This window comes from Denitromonas halophila (assembly GCF_007625155.1).
GTDB classification, from domain to species: Bacteria; Pseudomonadota; Gammaproteobacteria; order Burkholderiales; family Rhodocyclaceae; genus Nitrogeniibacter; species Nitrogeniibacter halophilus.
On record NZ_VMNK01000002.1, the window covers coordinates 1 to 21,807 of the forward strand.

The 21,807-nt window shown below is 68.4% G+C and carries 20 protein-coding genes; 4 read left to right on the forward strand and 16 right to left on the reverse strand.

All coding sequences use genetic code 11. The annotated features are described in order from the left end of the window. Window positions 1–357 precede the first annotated feature (357 nt). Window positions 358–1,356, forward strand: coding sequence for an integron integrase (locus tag FHP91_RS00795; protein ID WP_144307804.1), 999 nt, complete (start codon window positions 358–360; stop codon window positions 1,354–1,356). Window positions 1,357–1,491: 135 nt separating this feature from the next. Here FHP91_RS00795 and fba read toward each other — a convergent pair whose 3' ends face one another. The 9 genes from fba to FHP91_RS00840 all read right to left on the reverse strand — a co-directional run bounded on the left by fba (window position 1,492) and on the right by FHP91_RS00840 (window position 12,591). Further along, entirely contained in the window at window positions 1,492–2,535 is a 1,044-nt protein-coding gene (fba, locus tag FHP91_RS00800) for a class II fructose-bisphosphate aldolase (RefSeq protein WP_144307805.1), read from the reverse strand. A gap of 175 nt (window positions 2,536–2,710) precedes the next feature. Further along, window positions 2,711–3,928: a phosphoglycerate kinase gene (locus FHP91_RS00805; RefSeq protein WP_144307806.1), complete on the reverse strand. Its 1,218-nt coding sequence runs from the start codon at window positions 3,926–3,928 to the stop codon at window positions 2,711–2,713. Further along, window positions 3,925–4,938, reverse strand: coding sequence for a type I glyceraldehyde-3-phosphate dehydrogenase (gene gap, locus FHP91_RS00810; protein WP_144307807.1), 1,014 nt, complete (start codon window positions 4,936–4,938; stop codon window positions 3,925–3,927). Before gap ends, FHP91_RS00805 begins: the two co-directional genes overlap by 4 nt. A gap of 137 nt (window positions 4,939–5,075) precedes the next feature. After that, a complete protein-coding gene (gene tkt / locus FHP91_RS00815) occupies window positions 5,076–7,112 on the reverse strand; it encodes a transketolase (RefSeq protein WP_144307808.1) in 2,037 nt (678 codons plus the stop codon). 203 nt (window positions 7,113–7,315) lie between these two features. Continuing rightward, a complete protein-coding gene (locus FHP91_RS00820; protein ID WP_144307809.1) occupies window positions 7,316–8,191 on the reverse strand; it encodes a phosphoribulokinase in 876 nt (291 codons plus the stop codon). 156 nt (window positions 8,192–8,347) lie between these two features. Further along, window positions 8,348–9,424: a class 1 fructose-bisphosphatase gene (locus FHP91_RS00825; RefSeq protein WP_144307810.1), complete on the reverse strand. Its 1,077-nt coding sequence runs from the start codon at window positions 9,422–9,424 to the stop codon at window positions 8,348–8,350. A gap of 63 nt (window positions 9,425–9,487) precedes the next feature. Continuing rightward, a complete protein-coding gene (gene cbbX, locus FHP91_RS00830; RefSeq protein ID WP_144307811.1) occupies window positions 9,488–10,462 on the reverse strand; it encodes a CbbX protein in 975 nt (324 codons plus the stop codon). A 118-nt stretch (window positions 10,463–10,580) separates the two neighbouring features. Continuing rightward, window positions 10,581–11,006 (reverse strand): ribulose bisphosphate carboxylase small subunit, encoded by a 426-nt coding sequence (locus FHP91_RS00835; protein ID WP_144307812.1) that lies wholly within the window; start codon window positions 11,004–11,006, stop codon window positions 10,581–10,583. A 124-nt stretch (window positions 11,007–11,130) separates the two neighbouring features. Next, window positions 11,131–12,591 carry a form I ribulose bisphosphate carboxylase large subunit gene (locus FHP91_RS00840; RefSeq protein ID WP_144307813.1) on the reverse strand — a complete coding sequence of 487 codons (1,461 nt, stop codon included), beginning with the start codon at window positions 12,589–12,591 and terminating at the stop codon, window positions 11,131–11,133. Window positions 12,592–12,682: 91 nt separating this feature from the next. Between FHP91_RS00840 and FHP91_RS00845 the strand changes: the two genes are divergently transcribed. Then, window positions 12,683–13,621, forward strand: a complete 939-nt coding sequence (locus FHP91_RS00845) for a LysR family transcriptional regulator (protein WP_144307814.1) — start codon at window positions 12,683–12,685, stop codon at window positions 13,619–13,621. Window positions 13,622–13,654: 33 nt separating this feature from the next. On the opposite strand, the gene FHP91_RS00850 is transcribed toward FHP91_RS00845, so the two are convergent. The 5 genes from FHP91_RS00850 to nhaA form a co-directional block, all read right to left on the reverse strand. Further along, window positions 13,655–14,143: an FxDxF family PEP-CTERM protein gene (locus FHP91_RS00850; protein ID WP_186301403.1), complete on the reverse strand. Its 489-nt coding sequence runs from the start codon at window positions 14,141–14,143 to the stop codon at window positions 13,655–13,657. A gap of 43 nt (window positions 14,144–14,186) precedes the next feature. Further along, window positions 14,187–15,497: a Glu/Leu/Phe/Val family dehydrogenase gene (locus FHP91_RS00855; protein ID WP_144307816.1), complete on the reverse strand. Its 1,311-nt coding sequence runs from the start codon at window positions 15,495–15,497 to the stop codon at window positions 14,187–14,189. Window positions 15,498–15,552: 55 nt separating this feature from the next. After that, the gene (locus FHP91_RS00860; RefSeq protein WP_144307817.1) at window positions 15,553–16,044 is read right to left on the reverse strand and encodes a hypothetical protein; all 492 of its coding nucleotides are present in this window, start codon (window positions 16,042–16,044) and stop codon (window positions 15,553–15,555) included. Between the two features lie 129 nt (window positions 16,045–16,173). Continuing rightward, window positions 16,174–16,461, reverse strand: coding sequence for a coiled coil domain-containing protein (locus FHP91_RS00865; protein ID WP_144307818.1), 288 nt, complete (start codon window positions 16,459–16,461; stop codon window positions 16,174–16,176). 237 nt (window positions 16,462–16,698) lie between these two features. After that, window positions 16,699–18,054 (reverse strand): Na+/H+ antiporter NhaA, encoded by a 1,356-nt coding sequence (nhaA, locus tag FHP91_RS00870; RefSeq protein WP_144307819.1) that lies wholly within the window; start codon window positions 18,052–18,054, stop codon window positions 16,699–16,701. A gap of 377 nt (window positions 18,055–18,431) precedes the next feature. Here nhaA and FHP91_RS21055 point away from each other — a divergent pair, with 377 nt between their 5' ends. Both FHP91_RS21055 and FHP91_RS00880 read left to right on the forward strand, forming a co-directional pair. Continuing rightward, window positions 18,432–18,599 (forward strand): hypothetical protein, encoded by a 168-nt coding sequence (locus FHP91_RS21055; protein ID WP_186301404.1) that lies wholly within the window; start codon window positions 18,432–18,434, stop codon window positions 18,597–18,599. Between the two features lie 387 nt (window positions 18,600–18,986). Then, complete coding sequence (locus tag FHP91_RS00880; protein ID WP_144307821.1) at window positions 18,987–19,307, forward strand: PGPGW domain-containing protein; 321 nt, start codon at window positions 18,987–18,989, stop codon at window positions 19,305–19,307. A 33-nt stretch (window positions 19,308–19,340) separates the two neighbouring features. Here FHP91_RS00880 and FHP91_RS00885 read toward each other — a convergent pair whose 3' ends face one another. Then, window positions 19,341–20,759: a mechanosensitive ion channel family protein gene (locus tag FHP91_RS00885; protein WP_144307822.1), complete on the reverse strand. Its 1,419-nt coding sequence runs from the start codon at window positions 20,757–20,759 to the stop codon at window positions 19,341–19,343. A 302-nt stretch (window positions 20,760–21,061) separates the two neighbouring features. Then, window positions 21,062–21,793 (reverse strand): DsbC family protein, encoded by a 732-nt coding sequence (locus tag FHP91_RS00890; protein ID WP_144307823.1) that lies wholly within the window; start codon window positions 21,791–21,793, stop codon window positions 21,062–21,064. Between the last annotated feature and the right edge of the window lie 14 nt (window positions 21,794–21,807).

The following is a 21,807-nucleotide window of genomic DNA, read 5'->3' on the forward strand; positions in this document are numbered from 1 at the left end:
TCAGGCGCGGCGAAGCCGTCGCGCTGCAATGTGGAGTTAGAAGTGCACATCACTAAGAAACCAACGCGGCGCGATTTGCTGTGTGTAATAACGGAACTTCAGGCGCTGATCGGAGAAGCTAGGGCGACGCACGGGAATGATCGAAACCCGCACGGATACGAGCAAGGACAACGCTTGTTGAAGCGAGCGGAGGATTTGTGTATTCAGGCTAGGGGTTTCGATTCACCCACTGACATGCCTTCTAACTATAAGTAGACACCAAATGGTGTCGTAAACGTTTACACGACTGGTGCATATCATGACGTCGCTCTGGTAGGATGCCTTTGACATGTACAACTACGCTGTGTACACCACCAAATGTCCAATAACATCCCGTCCTCTGCATCTGCCCCCCAGCCTGGCCTGTTCTCCGTGACGCGCGAGCGTCTTCGCCTCAAGCACTACAGCATACGAACGGAGAGGTCATACCTCGCGTGGATAAGAAGATACATCCAGTTTCATGACAAGCGCCACCCCCGTGACATGGGTAAAGTCGAGATCGAAGCGTTCTTGACTTCGCTGGCGGTGGATCGGGATGTGGCGGCGGCGACTCAGAACCAGGCGTTGTCGGCGCTGCTGTTTCTGTATCGCGAGGTGCTCGATCTTCCTCTGCCCTGGCTGGATGATGTGGTGCGGGCCAAACGCCCCGCGCGCTTGCCGGTGGTGCTGACACGCCATGAGGTGGCGGCACTCAGGGCGCAGATCCGCGATCCGCAGTTGAGCTTGATTGTGGATCTGCTGTATGGGGCCGGGTTGAGGTTGATGGAGGCGGTACGGTTGCGGGTCAAGGATGTCGAGTTGGAGCGCGGGGAACTGCTTGTTCGCGATGGCAAGGGCGGCAAGGACAGGATCACCATGCTGCCCGAGCGCCTCAAGGACGCCGTGGTTGCGCAGATCGAGTTCGCCCGGTCGATGCACAATGCCGACCTGCAAGCCGGGCAGGGCCGGGTTTGGTTGCCTCATGCCCTTGCGACAAAATATCCGGGCGCCGCCACGGCATTTGGCTGGCAATACGTGTTTCCCGCCGCGCGTCTGTCCATCGATCCGCGAAGCGGCACGGCGGGGCGACATCATCTCGACGAAAAGCAGGTGCAGCGTGCCGTCAAGCGGGCGTGTGCGGCGGCTGGCATCGACAAACCCGCCACACCGCACACGCTGCGCCACTCCTTCGCGACCCACCTGTTGGAGGCTGGTTACGATATTCGCACTGTCCAGGAGTTGTTGGGGCACTCGGATGTGAAGACGACGATGATCTACACCCATGTGCTGAACCGGGGCGGACGCGGCGTTGTCAGCCCGCTCGATGGCTTGATTTAAGCTCAGCACCCGTAGCCGGGATCCGCGTCGCCAGCCCAGCACGATGTTCCCGGCGTCGGGCCGATGGCCCTCGGCCGGGCTACGCTTGCTGTTGCCGAAGCAGGGGCAGCGGTTGGACGCAAAGCAACACCGGGCCTACCGCCTCGCATACCCCCTCGCCATCTCCTCCAACGGCACCACCCGAATCCGGCTCGCATGCCCCGCCGTGCCGAAGGCCTCAAAGCGGGACTCGCAGATCTGGCGGGCGGCGTCGCGGGCGGCTTTGAAGAATTTGCGGGGGTCGAACTCGCGCGTGTTTTCGACGGCGAGGCGGCGGATGGCGCTGCTCATGGCGAGGCGCAGATCGGTGTCGATGTTGATCTTGCGCACGCCGCTCTTGATGCCTTCGACGATGGCTTCGACCGGTACGCCGTAGGTCTCGCCGATGTCGCCGCCGTATTCGCGGAAGATGGCGAGCCATTCCTGCGGGACGCTGGAGGCGCCGTGCATGACGAGGTGGGTGTCGGGGATGCGCTGGTGGATGGCGCGGATGCGGTCGATGGCGAGGATGTCGCCGGTGGGTGGGCGGGTGAATTTGTAGGCGCCGTGGCTGGTGCCGATGGCCACGGCCAGCGCGTCGACGCCGGTGGCGGCGACGAAATCAGCGGCTTCGGCGGGGTCGGTGAGGAGCTGGTCGTGGGCGAGCGTGCCTTCGGCGCCCACGCCGTCTTCCTCGCCGGCCTGGCCGGTTTCGAGCGAGCCGAGGCAGCCCAGCTCGCCTTCGACGCTGACGCCGACGGCGTGGGCCATTTCGACCACCTTTTGGGTGACTTCGACGTTGTAGGCGTAGCTGGCGGGGGTTTTCATGTCGTCGCGCAGCGAGCCGTCCATCATCACGCTGGTGAAGCCGGAGCGGATGGATTGCTGGCACACGGCGGGGCTGGCGCCGTGGTCCTGGTGCAGGCAGATGGGGAGGTGGGGGTGCTGTTCGGCGGCGGCTTCGACCATCTTGCGCAGGTAGGCCTCGCCCGCGTAGCCGCGTGCGCCGGCACTGGCCTGGAGGATGACGGGGCTGTCGGTGGCGTGGGCGGCGGCCATGATGGCCTGGATCTGTTCCATGTTGTTGATGTTGAAGGCGGGCACGCCGTAGCCGTGTTCGGCGGCGTGGTCGAGCAGTTGGCGCAGGGCGATCATGGGCATGGGAGGTCTCCGGAATTTCGATTTTTGGCAGGCTGGTGCCCGCCGGTTGGGGATGTGGGGTGGCGGGTTGAAACCCGCCTTTGGGGGCGTAGGTTGGGTTGAGCGGAGCGAAGCCCAACGGGCGGTGTGCCCATCTCTGGCGTGGCTTGTTGGGCTTCGCTCCGCTCAACCCAACCTACGCCGTGGCCATCGTTGTCGGCTGGCGTTGCCGGCCGCCGGCGCGGGCCTTGAGGGCGGCGACGGCGGGCAGTTCGCGGCCTTCGAGAAACTCGAGGAAGGCGCCGCCGCCGGTGGAGATGGTGTCGATGGCGTCGGTAACGCCGAAGGCGGCGATGGCGGCCAGGGTGTCGCCGCCGCCGGCGATGCTGTGGCCGGGGCTGGCGGCGATGGCGCGGGCCAGGGCGCGGGTGCCGGCGGCGAAGGGCGCAAGCTCGAAGACGCCGAGCGGGCCGTTCCAGACGATGGTGCCGGCGCCGAGCATGATGGCTTCGATGGCCGCGTCGCTGGCGGGGCCGACGTCGAGGATCATCTCGCCGGGCGGCACGGCGTCGATGGCGCGGATGTGGGGCGTGGCGTTGGCGGCGCAGCGGGTGGCGGTGATGACATCTTCGGGCAGCCACAGGCGGCTGCCGCGCTCGGCCATGCGGGCGGCGATGCGGCGGGCGGCGTCGAGCAGGGCGGGTTCATACAGCGAGCTGCCCACGCCGTGGCCGCGCGCGGCGATGAAGGTGTTGGCGATGCCGCCGCCGACGATGAGGGTGTCGACCCGGTCGGCGAGGCGTTCGAGCACGGTGAGCTTGGTGGACACCTTCGAGCCGCCGACCACCGCCACCAGCGGGCGGGCCGGCTGGGCCAGGGCGCGGCCGAGGGTGTCGAGCTCGGCGCACAGCAGCGGGCCGGCGCAGGCGACGGGCGCGGCCAGGGCGAGCGCGTGGGTGGTGCACTGGCTGCGGTGGGCGGCGGCGAAGGCGTCGTTCACATAGATGTCGATCCAGCGCGCGATGCGCCCGGCCAGCGCGGCGTCGTCGGCCATTTCGCCGACATTGCCGCGGCAGTTTTCGAGCAGCACGATCTCGCCGGGGTCGAGGCGGAACTTCCCGTGCGTCCAGTCGCCCAGCAGCGGCACGGGCTGGCCGAGCAGTTCGGAGAGGCGCACGGCGACCGGGGCGAGCGAGTCGGCATGGGTGAGCGCGCCTTCGACCGGGCGGCCCAGGTGCGAGGTGATCATCACCGCCGCGCCGGCGGCCAGGCAGTGGCGGATGCCGGGCAGCACGGCGCGCAGGCGGGTGTCGTCGGCCACTTCGCCGTGGGGCGTCATGGGCACGTTGAGGTCGGCGCGAATGAACACGCGCTGGCCGCGCAGGGCGAGGTCTTCGAGTCTGAGGATGTTCATTGCGCTGCCTCCATCATGGCCACGGTGGTGTCGAGCATGCGGTTGGAAAAGCCCCATTCGTTGTCGTACCAGGCGGTGACTTTCACCAGGTTTTCATCCACGCGTGTCAGCGTGGTGTCGAAGATCGCGGAGTGGGCGTCGTGGTTGAAGTCGCAGCTCACCAGCGGCGCATCGTTGATGGCGAGGATGCGGGCCAGCCGGCCGTGCGCCGCTTCGCGCACCAGGTCGTTCACCTCGGTGACGCTGGTGGGGCGGCGGGCGATGAAGGTGAAGTCGGTAAAGGACACATTGGGCGTGGGCACGCGGATGGCGAAGCCGTCGAGCCGGCCGGCCAGCTCGGGTATCACCAGCCCCACGGCCGCGGCGGCGCCGGTCTTGGTGGGAATCAGCGACTGGGTGGCGCTGCGGGCGCGGCGCAGGTCGGTGTGATAGACATCGGTGAGCACCTGGTCGTTGGTGTAGGAGTGCACCGTGGTCATCAGCCCGCGCTCGATGCCGAGCGGGCCGTGCAGCGCCCAGGCCAGTGGCGCCAGGCAGTTGGTGGTGCAGCTGGCGTTGGACACCACCTGGTGGTCGGCGCGCAGAGTGTGGTGATTGACGCCATAGACGATGGTGGCGTCCACATCCGCCGCGCCAGGGGCGGAGATCAGCACCTTGCCGGCGCCGGCGGCCAGGTGCGCGCCGGCGCTGGCCTTGCTGGTGAACAGGCCGGTGCATTCGAGCACCACGTCCACGCCCAACTCGCGCCAGGGCAGTTTGGCCGGGTCGCGCTCGGCGCTGACATGGATCATGTCGTCGTCGACCAGCAGATGCCCGTCGGCCACTGCCACCGCATGGCCGAAGCGGCCGTGCACGCTGTCGTGGCGGGTGAGGTGGGCGTTGGTCTCGGCGTTGCCCAGGTCGTTGATGGCGACGATCTCGACCGGGTGGCGCTTGCCGCCCTCGTAGAAAGCGCGCAGCACGTTGCGGCCGATGCGACCGTAACCGTTGATGGCGATGCGGATGCTCATGGGTGTCTCCGGTGGTTTTGAATTCGGGAGGGCGTAGGGCGGAAGAGCGCCGCAGGCGCGTCATCCGCCATGCCTCGCGTGAGCTGCGATGGCGAAAGACGCTGCCGCGATGGCGGAAGGCGCTGCGCTTTTCCGCCCTACGTGACGAGATCTGTTGCCGCGGCCACGACTGCCTCGACGGTGACGCCGAAGCGTTCGGCCAGGGCCTCGGCGGGGGCCGATTCGCCGAAGCGGTCGATGCCGAGCACGGCGCTGCGCGGCGCGCCGGCGAGAGTTTTCCACCACAGGTCGGGCTGGGCGGCTTCGACGGCGAGGCGGGGGAGCTCGGGCGGTAGCACGGCGTTGCGCCAGGCGGTGTCCTGCCGATCGAACACGCTGGTGCTGGGCATCGACACCACGCGCGCGGCAATGCCGGTGGCGGCCAGGCGCTCGCGCGCGGCCATGGCCAGTGCGACCTCGGCGCCGGTGGCGAGGATGGCCAGCTGCGGCGCGTCGGCGTCGGCCAGCACATAGCCGCCGCGGGCGATGGCGTCGAGCTGGGCGTCGCTGCGGTTTTGATGGGGCAGGGCCTGGCGCGACAGGGCGAGCAGGCTGGGGCCGTCGGCGCGGGCGACGGCGGCGTTCCACGCGGCCTGGGTTTCGACCGCGTCGCAGGGGCGCCACACGTCGAGGCCGGGGATCAGGCGCAGGCTGGGCAGGTGCTCGACCGGCTGGTGAGTGGGGCCGTCTTCGCCGAGGTGGATGGCGTCGTGCGTCATCACATACACCACGCGCAGGCGCATCAGCGCGCTCATGCGGATGGCGTTGCGGGCGTAGTCGGAGAACACCAGAAAGGTGGCGCCGAAGGGCAGGTGGCCGCCGTGCAGGGCAATGCCGTTGAGCGCAGCGGCCATGCCGAATTCGCGCACGCCCCAGTGGATGTGGCGGCCGGGGCGGGTGGCTTCGGGGTTGGCATGTAGGGCGCCACAGCCGGGCCAGTCGGTGAGGTTGGAGTGGGTCAGGTCGGCCGAGCCGCCGAGCAGTTCGGGCAAGGCGCGGGCGATGCGTTCGATGGCGTTCTGGCTGGCCTTGCGGCTGGCGATGGCGGCCGCGTCGTTGTGCGCACGGCGTAGCAGCGCGGTGCTGAGCACCCGCCAGCTCACCGGCAGCTCGCCGCGCTGGCGGCGCTGGAACTCGGCGGCCAGCGCGGGGTGGGCCGTGCGGTAGGCATCGAAGCCCGTCTGCCACTCGGCCTGGCGGCGGGCGCCGTGGGCGCGGGCGTCGAAGCTCTCGCGGATCTCGTCGGGTATCACGAAGGGGGCGTGCGGCCAGCCGAGCGCGGCGCGGGTGGCGGCGATTTCGTCGGCCCCGAGCGGCGCGCCATGCACGCCCGCCGTGCCGGCGCGCGCCGGGCTGCCGTGGCCGATGGTGGTGCGGCAGCAGATGAGGGTGGGGCCGATGTCGTTGTCGGCATTGGCCAGCGCCTCGCGGATGGCGCGGTCCACCGCCTCGACATCATGGCCGTCGATACGCTCGACCACGTTCCAGCCATAGGCGCGGAAGCGCGCCGGGGTGTCGTCGGCAAACCAGCCGGTCACGTCGCCGTCGATGGAGATGTGGTTGTCATCCCACAGGCAGATGAGTTTGGACAGGCGCTGCACGCCGGCAAAGCTGGCGGCCTCGTGGCTGATGCCTTCCATCAGGCAGCCGTCGCCGAGGAAGACCCAGGTGCGGTGGTCGACGATGGCGTGGCCGGGCCGGTTGAATTCGGCCGCCAGCCGCTTCTCGGCCAGCGCCATGCCCACCGCGTTGGCCAGGCCCTGGCCGAGCGGCCCGGTGGTGGTCTCGACACCGGGCGTGTGGCCGACCTCGGGGTGGCCGGGGCAGCGGCTGTCGAGTTGGCGGAAACGCTTGAGTTCGTCGAGCGGCAGGTCGTAGCCGGTGAGGTGGAGCAGGGCGTAGAGCAGCATCGAGCCATGGCCGTTGGAGAGCACGAAGCGGTCGCGGTCGGCCCAGGCGGGGTCGGCCGGGTCGTGCTTAAGATGGCGCGTCCACAGCGCAACGGCGATCTCGGCCATGCCCATCGGCATGCCGGGGTGGCCGGAGCGGGCGGCCTCGACGGCGTCGATGGCCAGAAAGCGCAGCGCGTTGGCGCGCAGGGTGTCGAGGGCGGCGGTGGCGAGGCGGGCGGTCATGAGCGGTCTCCGAAGTGGCGGGTTTCAACCCGCCGTTGGCATGACGATGCGGTGTTGGCGGGTTGAAACCCGCGCTGCGAAGGGGGACGGCGTAGCTTGGGTTGAGCGCAGCGAAGCCCAACAAACGGCGTTGCGAATCGGCACGCTCCACCTTGGGCTTCCTTCGTCAGCCCAAGCTACGGGCGATGCGATGCCATGCGCGGTCACAGCAACTGCCTCCGCCGCTCCATCAGCCGCCACACGAAGGGGGTGAAGATCAGCTGCATGGCCAGCTCCATCTTTCCGCCCGGCACGACGATGGTGTTGGCGCGGCTCATGAAGCTGTCGTGCACCATGTTCAGCAGGTAGGGGAAGTCGATGCCCTTGGGGTTGGCGAAGCGGATCACCACCATCGATTCGTCGGCGGTGGGGATGGCGCGGGCGATGAAGGGGTTGGAGGTGTCCACCATCGGCACGCGCTGGAAGTTCACATGGGTGCGGGCGAACTGCGGGACGATGTAGTGCACATAGTCGTGCATGCGCCGCAGGATGGTGTCGGTGACCGCCTCGGTGCTGTAGCCGCGCATGGACTTGTCGCGATGCAGCTTCTGGATCCACTCCAGGTTCACCACCGGCACCACGCCGATGAGCAGGTCGACGAAGCGCGCCACGTCGATCTCGCCGTCGGCCACCGCGCCGTGCAGCCCTTCGTAGAACAGCAGGTCGGTGCCGGTGGGCAGGTCTTCCCACGGGGTGAAGCTGCCCGGCTCCTGTTTGTAGGGGGCGGCCTCTTCGGCGTTGTGCAGGTATTTGCGCCGCTGGCCGCGGCCGCATTCGCTGTAGTGACGGAAGAGGTTTTCCAGCTCGCCGAAGAGGTTGGCCTCGGGGCCGAAGTGCGACAAGCGGTTCTCGCCGCCGGCTTCGTGCTCGGCCATCTTTTCGCGCATCTGCAGGCGGTCGAAGGCGTGGAAGCTGTCGCCCTCGATGGTGGCGGCGGTGACGCCCTCGCGGCGGAAGATCTCCTCGAAGGTGCGCTGCACGGTGCTGGTGCCGGCGCCGGAGGAGCCGGTGATGGCAATGATGGGATGACGGTCGGACATGGTGTTGCCCTCGTGCGGATGGGAAATCGGGGGTGGGGCGTAGCCCGGATGCAGCGCAGCGGAATCCGGGGCATCGGTGGTAGAACCGCCACCGGTCCCGGAGTCGGGCCTGCGGCCCTCGTCCGGGCTACGCCGCTTGTCCGGCTACGCAGCCGCCTACGCCGTCATGAACAAACCACGGGTGTGGAACAGCGGCGCGTCGTGGTGGTCGCCGCCGAGTACCGGTTCGGCGTGGTAGCGCTCGATGCGCTCGACTTCTTCGCGCGAGCCGAAGACGAAGCCGATGCGCTGGTGCGTCGATTCGGGCGCCACTTCGAGCACCGGGCGCACGCCGGTGGAGGCGCGGCCGCCGGCTTGTTCGATGAGCCAGCCGATGGGGTTGGCCTCGTAGAGCAGTCGCAGCCGGCCGGGTTTGGCTGGGTCTTTGCGGTCGCGCGGGTAGAGGAAGACGCCGCCGCGGGTGAGGATGCGGTGGGCCTCGGCCACCAGCGAGGCGACCCAGCGCATGTTGAAGTCCTTGCCGCGCGGGCCGCTCTTGCCGGCCAGGCATTCGGCCACGTAGCGCGCCACCGGCGCCTCCCAGAAGCGCGAGTTGGAGGCGTTGATGGCGAACTCCTGCGTGGCCGGTGGAATGCGGATGTCGTCACGGGTGAGGAAGAACTCGCCCAGGACGGGGTCGAAGGTGAAGGCCGCCACGCCGCGCCCGACGGTGAGCACCAGCAGCGTCGAGGGGCCGTAGATGGCATAGCCCGCGGCCACCTGGCGCGTGCCCGGCTGGAGGAAGTCGGCCTCGGTGGCGGCCTCGCCGGGGCGCGGGCTGCGCAGGATGGAGAAGATGGAGCCGACCGAGACATTCACGTCGATGTTGGACGAGCCGTCGAGCGGGTCGAACAGCAGCAGGTATTTGCCGCGCTTGTGGCCCTCGGGAATCGGGATGGGCGCTTCGTTCTCTTCCGACAGCATGCCGGCCAGGGCGCCGCCCCAGTGGGTGGCGCGGCGGAAGATGTCGTCGGCCAGCACGTCGAGCGTCTGCTGGGTTTCGCCCTGCACGTTGGTGGCTTCGAGGGCGCCGAGCACGCCGCCCAGCGCGCCGTGCGCGACCGCCCGCGAGATGGCCTTGCAGGCCTGGGCGACCTGCAGGATCAGGGCGTTGAACTCGCCGGTGGCGCCGGGATGGCTGCGCCGCTGGGAGATCAGGTACTCGGTGAGCGTGGTGCGTTCCAGGCTGAACATGCGTGTCTCCTCGCATTTTTTTGGTGTGCGTCGGGCCGGGTGTTGGCGGGTTTCAACCGGCCATCAGTAGTCGCTGCGCTCCGGGATACGGTCGGGGTCGTAGGCGTCGATCTCCGCGTCCGGCGGCGCCTGGCCGACCAGGGTCGGTGGCGTCGGGTGGAAGTGGCGGCTGGCGCGCACGTCGGCGGCGGTGAGGATCTGCAAGTCGTCGGCGGCGACCGGCGTCGCGCCGTCGAACAGGCGCAGCGCCTGGCGCAGGCGCATGCGGTCGAGCGCGTTGCGCACGCTGCGGGCGTTGGCGAAGTGCGGCTTGGCGCGGCGGTGGTGCAGGTAGTCGTCGAAGGCGGCGCGGCCGGCGGCGTCGAAGCGGTAGTTCCAGTCGGCCAGCATGCGCTCGGCGATCTGGGCCAGCTCGGCGTTGCTGTAGTCGGGAAACTCGACATGGTGGGCGATGCGCGACTTCATGCCGGGGTTGGACTCGAAAAAGCGGTCCATGCGATCGGCGTAGCCGGCGAGGATCACCACCAGGTCGTCGCGCTGGTTTTCCATCACCTGCAGCAGGATCTCGATGGCCTCCTGGCCGTAGTCCTTTTCGTTTTCGGGGCGGAACAGGTAGTAGGCCTCGTCGATGAACAGCACGCCGCCCATGGCGCGCTTGAGCACGTCCTTGGTCTTGGGTGCGGTGTGGCCGATGAACTGGCCGACCAGATCATCGCGCGTGACCGCCACCACATGGCCTTTGCGCACATAGCCGAGGCGCTGGAGGATCTCGGCCATGCGCAGCGCCAGCGTGGTCTTGCCGGTGCCGGGGTTGCCGGTGAAGCACATGTGCAGCGAGGGCGGGGTGCTGGCCAGGCCGAGGCGCTCGCGCACGCGGTCGACCAGCAGCAGGGCGGCGATCTCGCGCACCCGGCGCTTGACCGGCGCCAGACCGACCAGCTCGGCGTCGAGGCGGTCGAGCACGTCGGCCACGCCGGCCTCGCAGTATTCGGCGGCCAGGTCGATGGTGTCGGTCGGGGCGGCGAGGGGCTGGGTCATGTCGGTCTCCGGTGCGTGTGCTTGGGGCGGCGCAGCTTGGCTTGGGCGCGGCGAAACCCAAACTACGGCGTTGCCGGCTCAGTCGGTGGTTGTTGGGCTTCGCTTTGCTCAACCCAACCTACGTGGCGTAGCGCTCGCCCTCGGGCCGGTGGCCGACGGCGTAGCTCTCCAGCGTGTAGTGCAGCGTGCGGCCAGGGCCTTCGCGCCGCACCAGGCGGAAGCCGGGCTCGACCGCCGGGCGGCCGACGATGAAGGACAGGCGCACCGTCTCCCAGCCCGCGCTCGGGTCGAAGGCGTTGATGCGGATGTAGTGCCCGGGCCGCGCCTCGCGGCATTCGCGCAGCGCCTGCATGGCGCCGGCGGCGTCGGCGAGGTCGAACATCGGGTGGCCCCACATCGACCAATAGGTGTTGCGCGGGTGCGGGTCGTCGGTGAATTCGATGGCCACCGCCCAGTCGTTGCGAAGGCAGTACTCGATCTGCGCGGCGATCTGCGTGTCGGTGAGGTCGGGCAGGAAGGAAAAGGCGCCTTGGGTGATTCGCATGGTGAGTCTCCAAAGTTCGTGTTCTCGGCGTCGCCCGGATGCAGCGAAGCGGAATCCGGGGTCGGCGTGGCAATCGGGCACATCGCACCCGGATTCCAGCCTTCGGCCTGCATCCGGGTGACGGTCAGGCGGCGGTCGGCGTGGCGACGAAGTCCGAGGTGTCCGTCGACGTGTAATCGAAGGTGACTTCGCCCCAGGTATCGAGCGCGGCGCGCAGCGGGCGGCAGTGCTCGGCGGCGGCCTTGAGGATGTCGGGCCCTTCGTTGACGATGTCGCGCCCTTCGTTGCGCGCCAGCACCATGGCTTCGAGTGCCACGCGGTTGGCCTGGGCGCCGGCCTGGATGCCCATCGGGTGGCCGATGGTGCCGCCGCCGAACTGCAGCACCACCTCGTCGCCGAAGAGGTCGAGCAGCTGGTGCATCTGGCCGGCATGGATGCCGCCCGAGGCGACCGGCATGACACGCTTGATGCCGGCCCAGTCCTGGTCGAAGAACAGCCCGCGCGGCAGGTCTTGGCGGGTGACGGTGTCGCGGCACACGTTGTAGAAGCCCTGCACGGTCATCGGGTCGCCCTCGAGCTTGCCCACCGCGGTGCCGGCATGCAGGTGGTCGACCCCGGCCAGGCGCAGCCACTTGGCGATGACGCGGAAGCTCACGCCGTGGTTCTTCTGCCGGGTGTAGGTGCCGTGGCCGGCGCGGTGCATGTGCAGGATCATGTCGTTCTCGCGGCACCAGTGGCTGATCGACTGGATCGCCGTCCAGCCGACGATGAGGTCCACCATCACGATGCACGAGCCCAGGTCGCGGGCGAACTCGGCGCGCTTGACCATCTCCTCCATGGTGCCGGCGGTGATGTTCAGGTAGTGGCCCTTGATCTCGCCGGTCTGCGCGGCAGCCTGATTGACCCCCTCCATGCAGTACAGGAAGCGGTCGCGCCAGTGCATGAAGTTCTGCGAGTTGATGTTCTCGTCGTCCTTGGTGAAGTCCAGCCCGCCGGTGAGCGCTTCGTACACCACGCGGCCGTAGTTCTTGCCGGACAGGCCGAGCTTGGGCTTCATGGTGGCGCCGAGCAGCGGGCGGCCGAACTTGTCGAGCCGTTCGCGCTCGACCACGATGCCGGTCGGCGGGCCGCGGAAGGTCTTCACATAGGCCACCGGCAGGCGCATGTCTTCGAGCCGGCAGGCGAGCAGCGGCTTAAAGCTGAACACGTTGCCGATGATCGAGGCGGTGAGATTGGCGATGGAGCCTTCCTCGAACAGGTCGAGGTCGTAGGCCACCTGGCAGAAGTACTGGCCCGCCTGCCCCGGCACCGGGTCGATGCGGTAGGCCTTGGCGCGGTACTTGTCGCAGGCGGTGAGGCGGTCGGTCCACACCACCGTCCAGGTGGCGGTGGACGACTCGCCGGCCACCGCGGCGGCGGCTTCGATGGGGTCGACCCCTTCCTGCGGCGTGATGCGAAACACCGCCAGCACGTCGGTGTCCTTGACCTCGTAGTCCGGATCCCAGTAGCCCATTTGCGCGTACTTGAGCACGCCGGCCTGGTAGCGTTTCTTGGTGTCGATCGCGACGTGTTCGTTGGCACCCATGTGTCGTCTCCTCGATGTGATGGCTCGACAATACGGGCGGCTTTGTATAAGGTCGAATCTTAAATTTTTAGATTTGAGATAAGGTTTTCTGATGAAGCTCGAGCAGCGGGTCAGCCTCAAGCAGTTGCGTGCCCTGGTGGCGGTGGCCGACACCGGCAGCTTTACGCTGGCCGCACGGCGCCTGCACATCACCCAGCCGGCGGTATCGATGCAGCTGCGCGAGCTCGAAGCCATCGTCGGCGAGGTGCTGGTGGACGGGCGCCGCGAGATCCGTCTGACGCTGGCCGGCGAGACGCTGGTGCGGCGCGCCAAGGAGGCCTTGTCGGCGATCGAGCTGGCGGGCATCGAGATCCTTGCCGGGCGCGGGGTGGCGGCGGGCACCATCGACATCGTGGCGATCACCACGGCCGAATACTTCGTGCCGCGCCTGCTCGCCGAATTCGGTAGGCGCTACCCGGACATCCGCTTTCGCCTGTCGGTGGTGAACCGCGCCGAGGTGTACGCCATGCTCGACGAGCGCCGCGCCGCGGTGGCCATCATGGGCAAACCGCCGTCGGGCATGGCGGTGCGGCGCATCCCCTTCGCGCCGCATCTGCTCAGCTTCGTGGCCGCGCCCGACCATCCGCTGGCGAAGAAGCGCAACATCCCGCCGGCCAGCCTGACCGAAGAGCGCCTGCTGCTACGCGAGCGCGGCTCGGGCACGCGCGACCATATCGAGCGCTATCTCAAGCGCCATGGCGTCAATGCCCTGCGCGCCGACGAGCTGGGCAGCAACGAGACGCTCAAACAGGCGGCGATGGCCGGCATGGGCATCGCCTTTCTGTCGCATCACACCTTCAGCATGGAAGAGGCCGCCGGGCACCTGGTGCGCCTCGACGTGCAGGACACCCCGGTCGAGCGCGAATGGAACATCGTGGTGCGCAACGACCAGCCGTTGAGCCTGGCGGTGACGACGCTGATGAACTTTCTGCAGAGCGAGGGGGTGGATCTGATCGGTGCCAGCGCCGGGGCGAGCGCCGATCGGGGGTGAGGGGCCGCGCGGCAGAGCGCCGGCGGCCGGGTGTCAGCGGCGGCGGTGGCTGATGAGGGCGACGAGGCCGAGGCCGGCCAGCAGCATGGCGTACTGGCCCGGCTCGGGCACGGCGGCGACCGGCATGCTGAGGTTCAGCATATACGCGCCACCCACACGCGCCGTGCTCGACACCGCGCCGCTCACTTCGAGGAAATACGCGCCCTGCGCCAGGGCGATGCTGCCGTCGATGGTCCGGCCACTGCCGAAAGCCTGACTGAGCAGATCGCCGCCGGTCAGCGAGCCGGACTGGTCGGCGTCGAGCCACAGGCTCATCGACAGCGACTGCAGGTCGAAATGCGCCGTGGTGGCCACCGACGGGATGACAACTTCGGCATGGGCCGACAACACGCTGCCGTCGGCCTTGGCATGGCCGCCCAGCACCTGGGCAGTCCAGTTGCCCGAGGCGGCGGTCGAGAAGCTCAGCGCCTGGTCGATGTTGACGGCCGACGCGCCGGTGGCGGCTCGTATGCCTTCATGCATCCGCCGCACAAGGCCGATCTGTCGGCGCTGAGCGCCGCGGCCCTCAGGGGGCCGAGAAGTCGCGGCAGGTGCCGCGCTGGGCCTGGGCGGCGGCAATGCGGCCGACGCCATGGCGGTAGGCCGCGCAACGCAGCGTGACGCCGTCCTGCAGTGCCAGATCCATGACGGCGGTGGCCTCGCGCGTGAGGCGATCGGCCAGGCGCTGGTTGACCGTGTGCTCGTCCCAGTGGTCGCCGCTGCGGTTCTGGATCCATTCGTAGTAGCTCACGATCACGCCGCCGGCGTTGGCCAGCACGTCGGGCAGGATCGGGATGCCGGCTTTTTCCAGGATCGCTTCGGCCTCGCAGGTGACCGGCCCGTTTGCGATTTCGAGGATCAGGTCGGCGCGTACGTCGGCTGCGTTGTCGGTGTCGATCTGGTCTTCCAGGGCCGCCAGCACCAGCACGTCGACATCGAGCGTGAGCAGATCGGCGTTGCTGATCGCCTCCACGCCGTCGGCCTCGCAGCTGGCCGAGCTCTCGCAGTACACCAGCCCCTTGCGTTCGCGGCTCTCGTGCTTGTGCCGCCAGATCGGTTCGGGGTCGAGGCCCTCGGGGCGGTGGATGGCCCCCTGCGAGTCGGACACGGCGACGATCCGGTAGCCAGCCTCATGCGCCAGGCGGGCGAAGTGATAGCCCGCGTTGCCGAAGCCCTGGACCGCCACGGTGAGGTCGGATGGATTCCGGCCCTCGCGCTCGACCCACTGGTTGAGCACCTGAAGCGCGCCGCGACCGGTGGCCTCGATGCGCCCGGGCGAGCCGCCCAACTCGAGCGGCTTGCCGGTGATGACAGCCGGCGCATGCCGGCGCTGGATGGTTTCATACTCGTCGGCCATCCAGCCCATGAGGGTGGGGTTGGTATTGACGTCCGGGGCGAGGATGTCGCGGTCGGGGCCGACCACATCGGCCACCGCGCGCATGTAGCTGCGGGCGAGGCGTTCCAGTTCGCCGCGCGAGAGGCCCTTCGGGTCGACGCGCACGCCGCCTTTGCCGCCGCCGAAGGGCAGGTCGGCGACGGCACATTTGATGGCCATCCAGAAGCTCAGGGTGGCCACCTCGTCCTGGCACACGGCCGGGTGAAAGCGCACTCCGCCCTTGGCCGGGCCGCGCAGGGTGCCGAACTGCACCCGCCAGCCGGTGAACACCTGCAGCCGGCCGTCGTCCATGCGCAGCGGCACCGCCACCTGCAGCGCCAGCCGGGGCTGGGACAGGCGGGCGCGCACGTCGTCGGCGACGTCCAGATGGGAGAAAGCCTCGTCGAGGCGCGACAGGGCGCCGGTCAGTTGAGGCCCTTGTTCCAGCGCAAGTTCTGTCATGGAATATTCCTCACATGCGTCCTCGGGCAATGCCGCCCCGGGGACGGTTCACGCCTCAAGGCTTTTTCTTGTCACCGGCCGCGACATCCTTCTCGGTGTTCTTCCAGGCGTCCTGCAGTGCCTGGTAGGCGCCGGTAAAGCCGTCCTTGACTTCCTCCCAGGCTTCGACCGACCCGTCGCGCATGCTGCCGAACCAGGTGGCCACTTCGCGGCGCTGTTCACGCAGGGCCTTCAGGCTGGCGCGCGCCTTGTCGCGGGCGGCCTGGTCCATCTTGTCCCAACGCTGGTCGACCTGGGCTTCGAGGGCCTCGATGCGGCGGTCGAGCGTGTCCAGCGCGGCCTGGCTCTTCTTGAGCGCTTCGTTGCGCTGCTTGACGGTATAGGCCTTGAGCGCCTTCATCAGGTCTTCGGACTCCTGGCTGATGTGCTCCACCGAGGCCTTGTCGTCCGCGGGCGGGTTGGCGGCCAGGGCGGGCTGGCCGACGCCCAGTGCGATGGCCAGCAAGACCGGCGGCAGTGGGATGAAGAAGCGTTTGGCGAGCTTCATGGGGACCTCCTGTGCGTGTTGGTTGTTGGTGTTTTCGGTCCACCGGGCTCGGCCACGCGCAGGGCGTGGCGACGCGTCAAAGGGGCGACGCGGATCGCCTCGGTGGGCACGCGGTGGTTGGAAGCGCGATTACTTGAATCGCGAGGTGGCCGACTTGACCGCCACGGCCATCGAATCCCAAGCGTTTTCGATACCGGCTTTCAGATCCTCCCAAGCATCGTCACCGGCCGCTTCAAGCTCGGACAGCTTGGCGGCGGCGCCGTCGCGCATCGATTGGAGCTTGGCGATTTCTTCGTTGTACTGCAGCTGGGCGTCCGCCTCGGTGCGCTCGGCCTTGGCCTTGAGCTTGTTGATCTCGGCGTTCCACTCGTCCAGATGGGCCCTGAGTTTCTTTTCGTAAGCCGCTTTCATGCTCATGCTGATCCTCCGTAATTTCGTGATTGAAATGATCTGTGACGGGCATGTCAGACGTTCGACGACATGACCTCGGCGGGCTGCCGGATAATGCTCGTCAAATGACATAGACATGCCGTCCGCCACGGGTCACGTGTCAGGGTCGACTGCATCGGTCCGGGAGGGTTCCGCCTGTTTTTTGCGTCGAGGTGTAAGCGCCGGAAGTGGTCTGTGGGTGTTGCGGCAGGCTGGGCGCGGAGCTCAGGCCGTATCGGCGTCGGCATCGGACCGGTCGAAGCGCAAGGCGCAATAGCCGGCAATGGCGGCGATCGTCGAGGCGGCCATGATCGACAGCTTGGCCACTGCCAGCGCCGGTGAGGCGGGGTCGAAGGCCAGGTTGGCGATGAAGGTGGACATGGTGAAACCGATGCCGGCCAGCGCGCCGATGCCGAACAGGCGCCGCCAGCTCAGCGCCTCGGGGCGTGTCGCCCAGCCGCAGCGCTCGGCGATGAAGATGCCGGTGAGCAGGCCCGCGGGCTTGCCGACGATCAGGGCCACCACCACGCCGAGGCCGACCGGATCGGTGAGGATCTGCGCCAGACCGTCGCTGTCGACCGGCAGCCCGGCGTTCATGAACACGAACAGCGGCAGCACGATCAGCGCCACCGGCAGTTCCAGCCCGTCCTCCCAGCGGCGCAGCGGGGTGGTGGCCACCTGCGCCAGCGACTCGAGCTTGGCGATCTTGCGGTGCGTCTTGCCTTCGCCGAGCACCGCTTCGGGCGGCGCGTCGTCGGGCATGTCATCGACCGCGCCGTGCACCTTGCGCTTGAGCGATTCGGGCGCGATGCGCGGCCGGGCAGGCACGGTGATGGCCACCACCACCCCGGCGATGCTGGCGTGCACGCCCGAGCGTACGATGGCGATCCACAGCATGACGCCGGCCAGCGCATAGATGACCGGATGGCGCAGGCCGGCGCGGTTGAATGTCATCAGCACCGAAAACAGCAGGGCAGAGGCGGCCAGGGCCGGCAGCGAGACCTGCTCGGTATACACCACGGCGATGACGATGATGGCGCCGATGTCGTCGATGATCGCCACCCCGACCAGGAAGGCCACCGCCGTGCGCGGCACGCGTGCGCCGAGGGCGGCCAGCACGGCGATGGCCAGCGCCGTGTCGGTGGCCATCGGGATGCCCCAGCCTTGCACCTGGTCGCCGCCCATGCCAAGGTGAATCAGCACATACAGGCTGGCCGGCACCACCATGCCGCCCAGCGCCGCGGCAAGGAGCAGGCGCACGCGCTGCCGGTCCTTCAACTCGCCGGCGAGCAATTCGCGCTTGACCTCCAGGCCGAGCAGCACGAAAAAAAGGGCGATCAAGCCGTCATTGACCAGGTGCAGCGCAGACCACGACACCTCCTGCGATCCGAATACCATGCCAATGCGGAAATGGCGGATCGCCTCGTAGTGATCGGCCAGCGGCGAATTGGCCAGCGCCAGGGCGGCGAACAGCGCCAGCAGCAGGAAGCCGCTGGTCGTGGTCTGCGCCTTGATGAAGCTGGCGAAGGGCTCGCGCAGCCTGTCGATGGTGCGTTCGAGTGCCGGTTTGTCGATCGTCATGAACCTCCCGGAGGTGTCTGTACGGTCTGCGGCCGGGGCGTCCGCGGACGCTGAGGCCGGGCCACGGATGCGGCCAAGATACGTGATGTGGTCGTCTGTCGGCAATGACGCCCGCCCCGTTCTTTACCGTCAACACCGGCTTTGTCCTCAAGCTGGTGTTTCTCGCCGCTTTGGCGTTCCTCGGTGTGCTGTGGTGGCGCGGCAGATCATCACCATCGCGAGGGTGGGGATGCGCCGGTGGCCGAGTAGATCCTGCGCGGGGTGACGGTCGCCGCGGCGCTGTGGCTGATCGGCGGGCTGGCACCGGCACTGGTGGCCGGCAGACGTGCGTCTAATGCGTGCCGCCGTCGGGACGCCGATCCAGGCTGAGAAAGAGAATGCCGTTGGCGTCGTCGAGTTCGTGGTTGAGCATCGGCTTGTCCTCCTCGCGGGGTGACCGCCTGTCGGGCGGCCGTCTGTCCGGTGTGACCGGTGCGCCGGCCAAGGGTTCGGTCGGCGTGGTGGCATCTGGCGATGCAAGCATGCTGGAACCGGTGCGGGCATGACGGGTCGGAAATTCAAGTGCCTGTGCAGCGTGCCCGGCGGTTGGCCGGCGCGCCGGGCACGGCAGATGTCGGGCCGATGGCTCGACGGAGGAGACCCGATGACCGCTTGCAACGCGCCGTTTCGTGCCGCCGCCCCGAGGCCCGGCGAGCCGCCCTTGTCGCCCGAACCCGAACGCCCGCCGCATGGCCCCGGCCCGCTGCCGCCCGCGCCCCCGCCGGCGCCCCCGCAGCCGGGACCACCGCCCGTGCCGCCCGGTGAGCCCCAGCCCGTCCCGCCGGTCCCCGAGCCACCGGTGCCCGAACCGATCAAGCGTCGACCGGCCCCGGCTTCGGAACGGGGCGCCGGCCTGGCGGCCCACCCGGCGTGAGCCGAGGCCGGCCATCGGCATGTTCGAGCGCATCAAGGAAAGCTGGCATTCGCTGAAGAAAAGCGAACCGGGAGAACGCTTCCAGGACCGCTACCACCATCACCAGTCGCGGCGCGACGGGCGCCCCGGGCTGAGCGTGTTGCTGCGCCTGGCCGGCGGTACGGTCGTCGCGCTGCTCGGTCTGGTGATGCTGTTCACGCCGGGGCCCGGGCTGGTGTTCATGGCGGCCGGTGCCGCTTTGCTCGGATCGGAGTCCCGGATCGTGGCCCGAGCGCTCGATCGACTTGAAGTGCTTGTGCGCGCAGCACGCGAGCGCTTCGAGGCCCGGCGCCGGCGCTGAGGCTCGCGGGCGGTAGGGGCGTGGCGCCGGCGCTCACAGCAGATCGGCACCTTCTTCGGGCAGACGGGCCTTGCGCGCCTGAGCACGCAACTGCTCGTCTTCGCTCACCAGGCCGCCTTCGGCTTCGCTGCCGGTTGTGTCGTCCGCGACGGGCTGCGTGTCGGCAACCGTCGGCGCTGCCGTCGGGGCGGGAGTCTGGTCCAGCATGCGCACCGGCACACCTTCGGGGAAGAGGATTTCGCGGTTCTCGTCAGGCATCGAGATGCCGTGCGTCTCGAAAGCGTTCTTGACCTGCCGGATCAGCGCGGAGCGGAGCTTGAAGCCGTTGTAGACCGTCCCGTCGTACCAGAAATACAGCTTCAGATTCACGGTGGCCGCACCCAGCTGGTCGACCAGCACCAGCGCCTCGGGCGTCTCGAGGACCGCCGGATGGCGGTTGAGTACCGCCAGCGCGAGTTCCTGGGTGGCACGGAGCTCGTTGTCGAACCCGATGCCGACCTCGAATACCTCGCGGCGGTTCGGATTGGCGGTGTAGTTGAGGATGATGCTCTTGTAGACCGTGGCGTTCGGGATCTGCACGTGATTGCCGTCCTGGCTCATCAATACCGTGCCGCGGGTGGTCACGCGCAGCACGATGCCGGTGTGGCCGGCGATGTCGACCAGGTCGCCGATGCGGAACGGGTTGCGGGTGCTGATCAGAATGCTTGCCAGATAGTTTTCGAGAATGTCGCGCAAGGCGAAGCCGGCCACCAGTCCGGCCAGGCCGGTGCCACCGAGGATGGTCGCTGCCAAGCCCGACAGGCCGGCGAGCTGCAGTACAAGATAGAAGCCGATCAGGAAGACCAGAATGCTCAGCAGGCGCGCGGCAACATCGCGCAACAGGGGCTTGAGCCTGCCGTCCAGCGCCCGGCGGGTGGTACCGGCCGCCAGCCATGCGGCCAGCAGGGCCAGCGCCAGCACCCCCGCGCCGAGAAGCAGGCGCGGCAGTCGCTGCACACCCTGCGACCACAGGCGCTGAAATTCGCGCCAGGCCGGGGCCAGGTCCCAGCCTGCCGGCTCGAGGATCTCGATGCGGTTGACCACGGCGACGACGTCGGCAGTCTTCGCGGCCAGCGTGCCCGCCCACGCGCGGCGCTCCTCGGTGGTGGCCTGGCCGTCGAGAAACACCACGCCATGACGCACATCGACCGCGATGGCCGAATACCAGCCGGTACTCTCGAGAATGCCGGTGAGGCGTTGGTCGATCGCCTGATCGCCGCTGTCCGGCCGGACGTCGACGCGTTCGGCGAGCCGGACCTCGGGCGTGGCGCCCGTCGGCGGGTCGTCTGCGTGCGCGTGCGGGATGCCGGTGCCAACCACCAGCAAGGCGAGGATCAGCAGGCATGTGTCGCGGCGGTTCGCCTGCGGCGGGGTCGATGGCGCGGGCGACTTGGTCGGGTGTGCGCGTTCCATGGCGGCGCCTCCTCTGGCTGCGTCGTCCCTGCGCCGAGGGCTGCGCGTTATTCGTGGCGCAACGGCCAGGGCCGAAGGGATCGAAAGGGCGTCCCGCCATGCTACGCGTGTGGCGGGGACGGTGCCATGCTTGACCGGGCCGCAGCCCCAGCGCACACGGCGGGAACACCTCGCCGTCGGTGACGCCGGCGCCAGCGTCGACCGGGCGGGATCTTGGCCGCACGCGCCCCTCGTGCGGTGGGCGCGCGCAAAAAAGGGCCGCTATGCGCGGCCCCGTGGGCAGATCGAAGCGTGGCGGATGCCTACTTCGTCTTGGCCTTGCCCTGCGCTTCGTCGATGGCCGGGTTCAACTGTGCGGCCGGCAGGAAGCCGCCGATGCGGCTGCCGTCGGCGAGGAAGATGGTGGGGGTGCCGCTGATGCGCAGTTGCTGGCCGAGCGCGACGTTGCGCTCGATGGCCGAGGTGTCGCAGTCGGCCGAGGCGGGCGGTGCCTTGCCGGCGCCGACCCAGTCCATCCAGGCCGTGCCCTGGTTGTCGGCACACCAGATGCGCTTGGATTTGTCGAGCGAATCGGGGCTGAGGATGGGGTAGAGGAAGGTGTAGACGGTGACGTTGTCCATGCTTTGCAGTTCGCCGGCGAGGCGCTTGCAGAAGCCGCAGTTGGGGTCTTCGAAGGTGGCGATGACGCGCTCGCCCTTGCCACGCACATGCTTGACCGCATCCTTGAGCGGCAGGCTGGCAAAGTCGATGGCTGACAGGGCGTTGAGGCGGGCCTGGGTGACGTTGTTGCGGGTCTTGGTGTCGATCACCTGGCCGTCGATGATGAAGCTCACCGCCTCGTTGGTGTAGACCAGCTCACCGGACTTGAGCACCACTTCATAGAGCTTGTTGTAGGGCGTGGCCTTGACGCTGCTGACGGCCGGGGCGCCGATGAAGGCTTCGACCTTTTTCTGCACATCGGCTTCGCCGGCATGGGCGACACCTGCGGCCAGGGTCAGGGTGGCCAGCGCGGTGCGCAGTCGGGGGTGGTTCATCCGGTTCTCCAGGA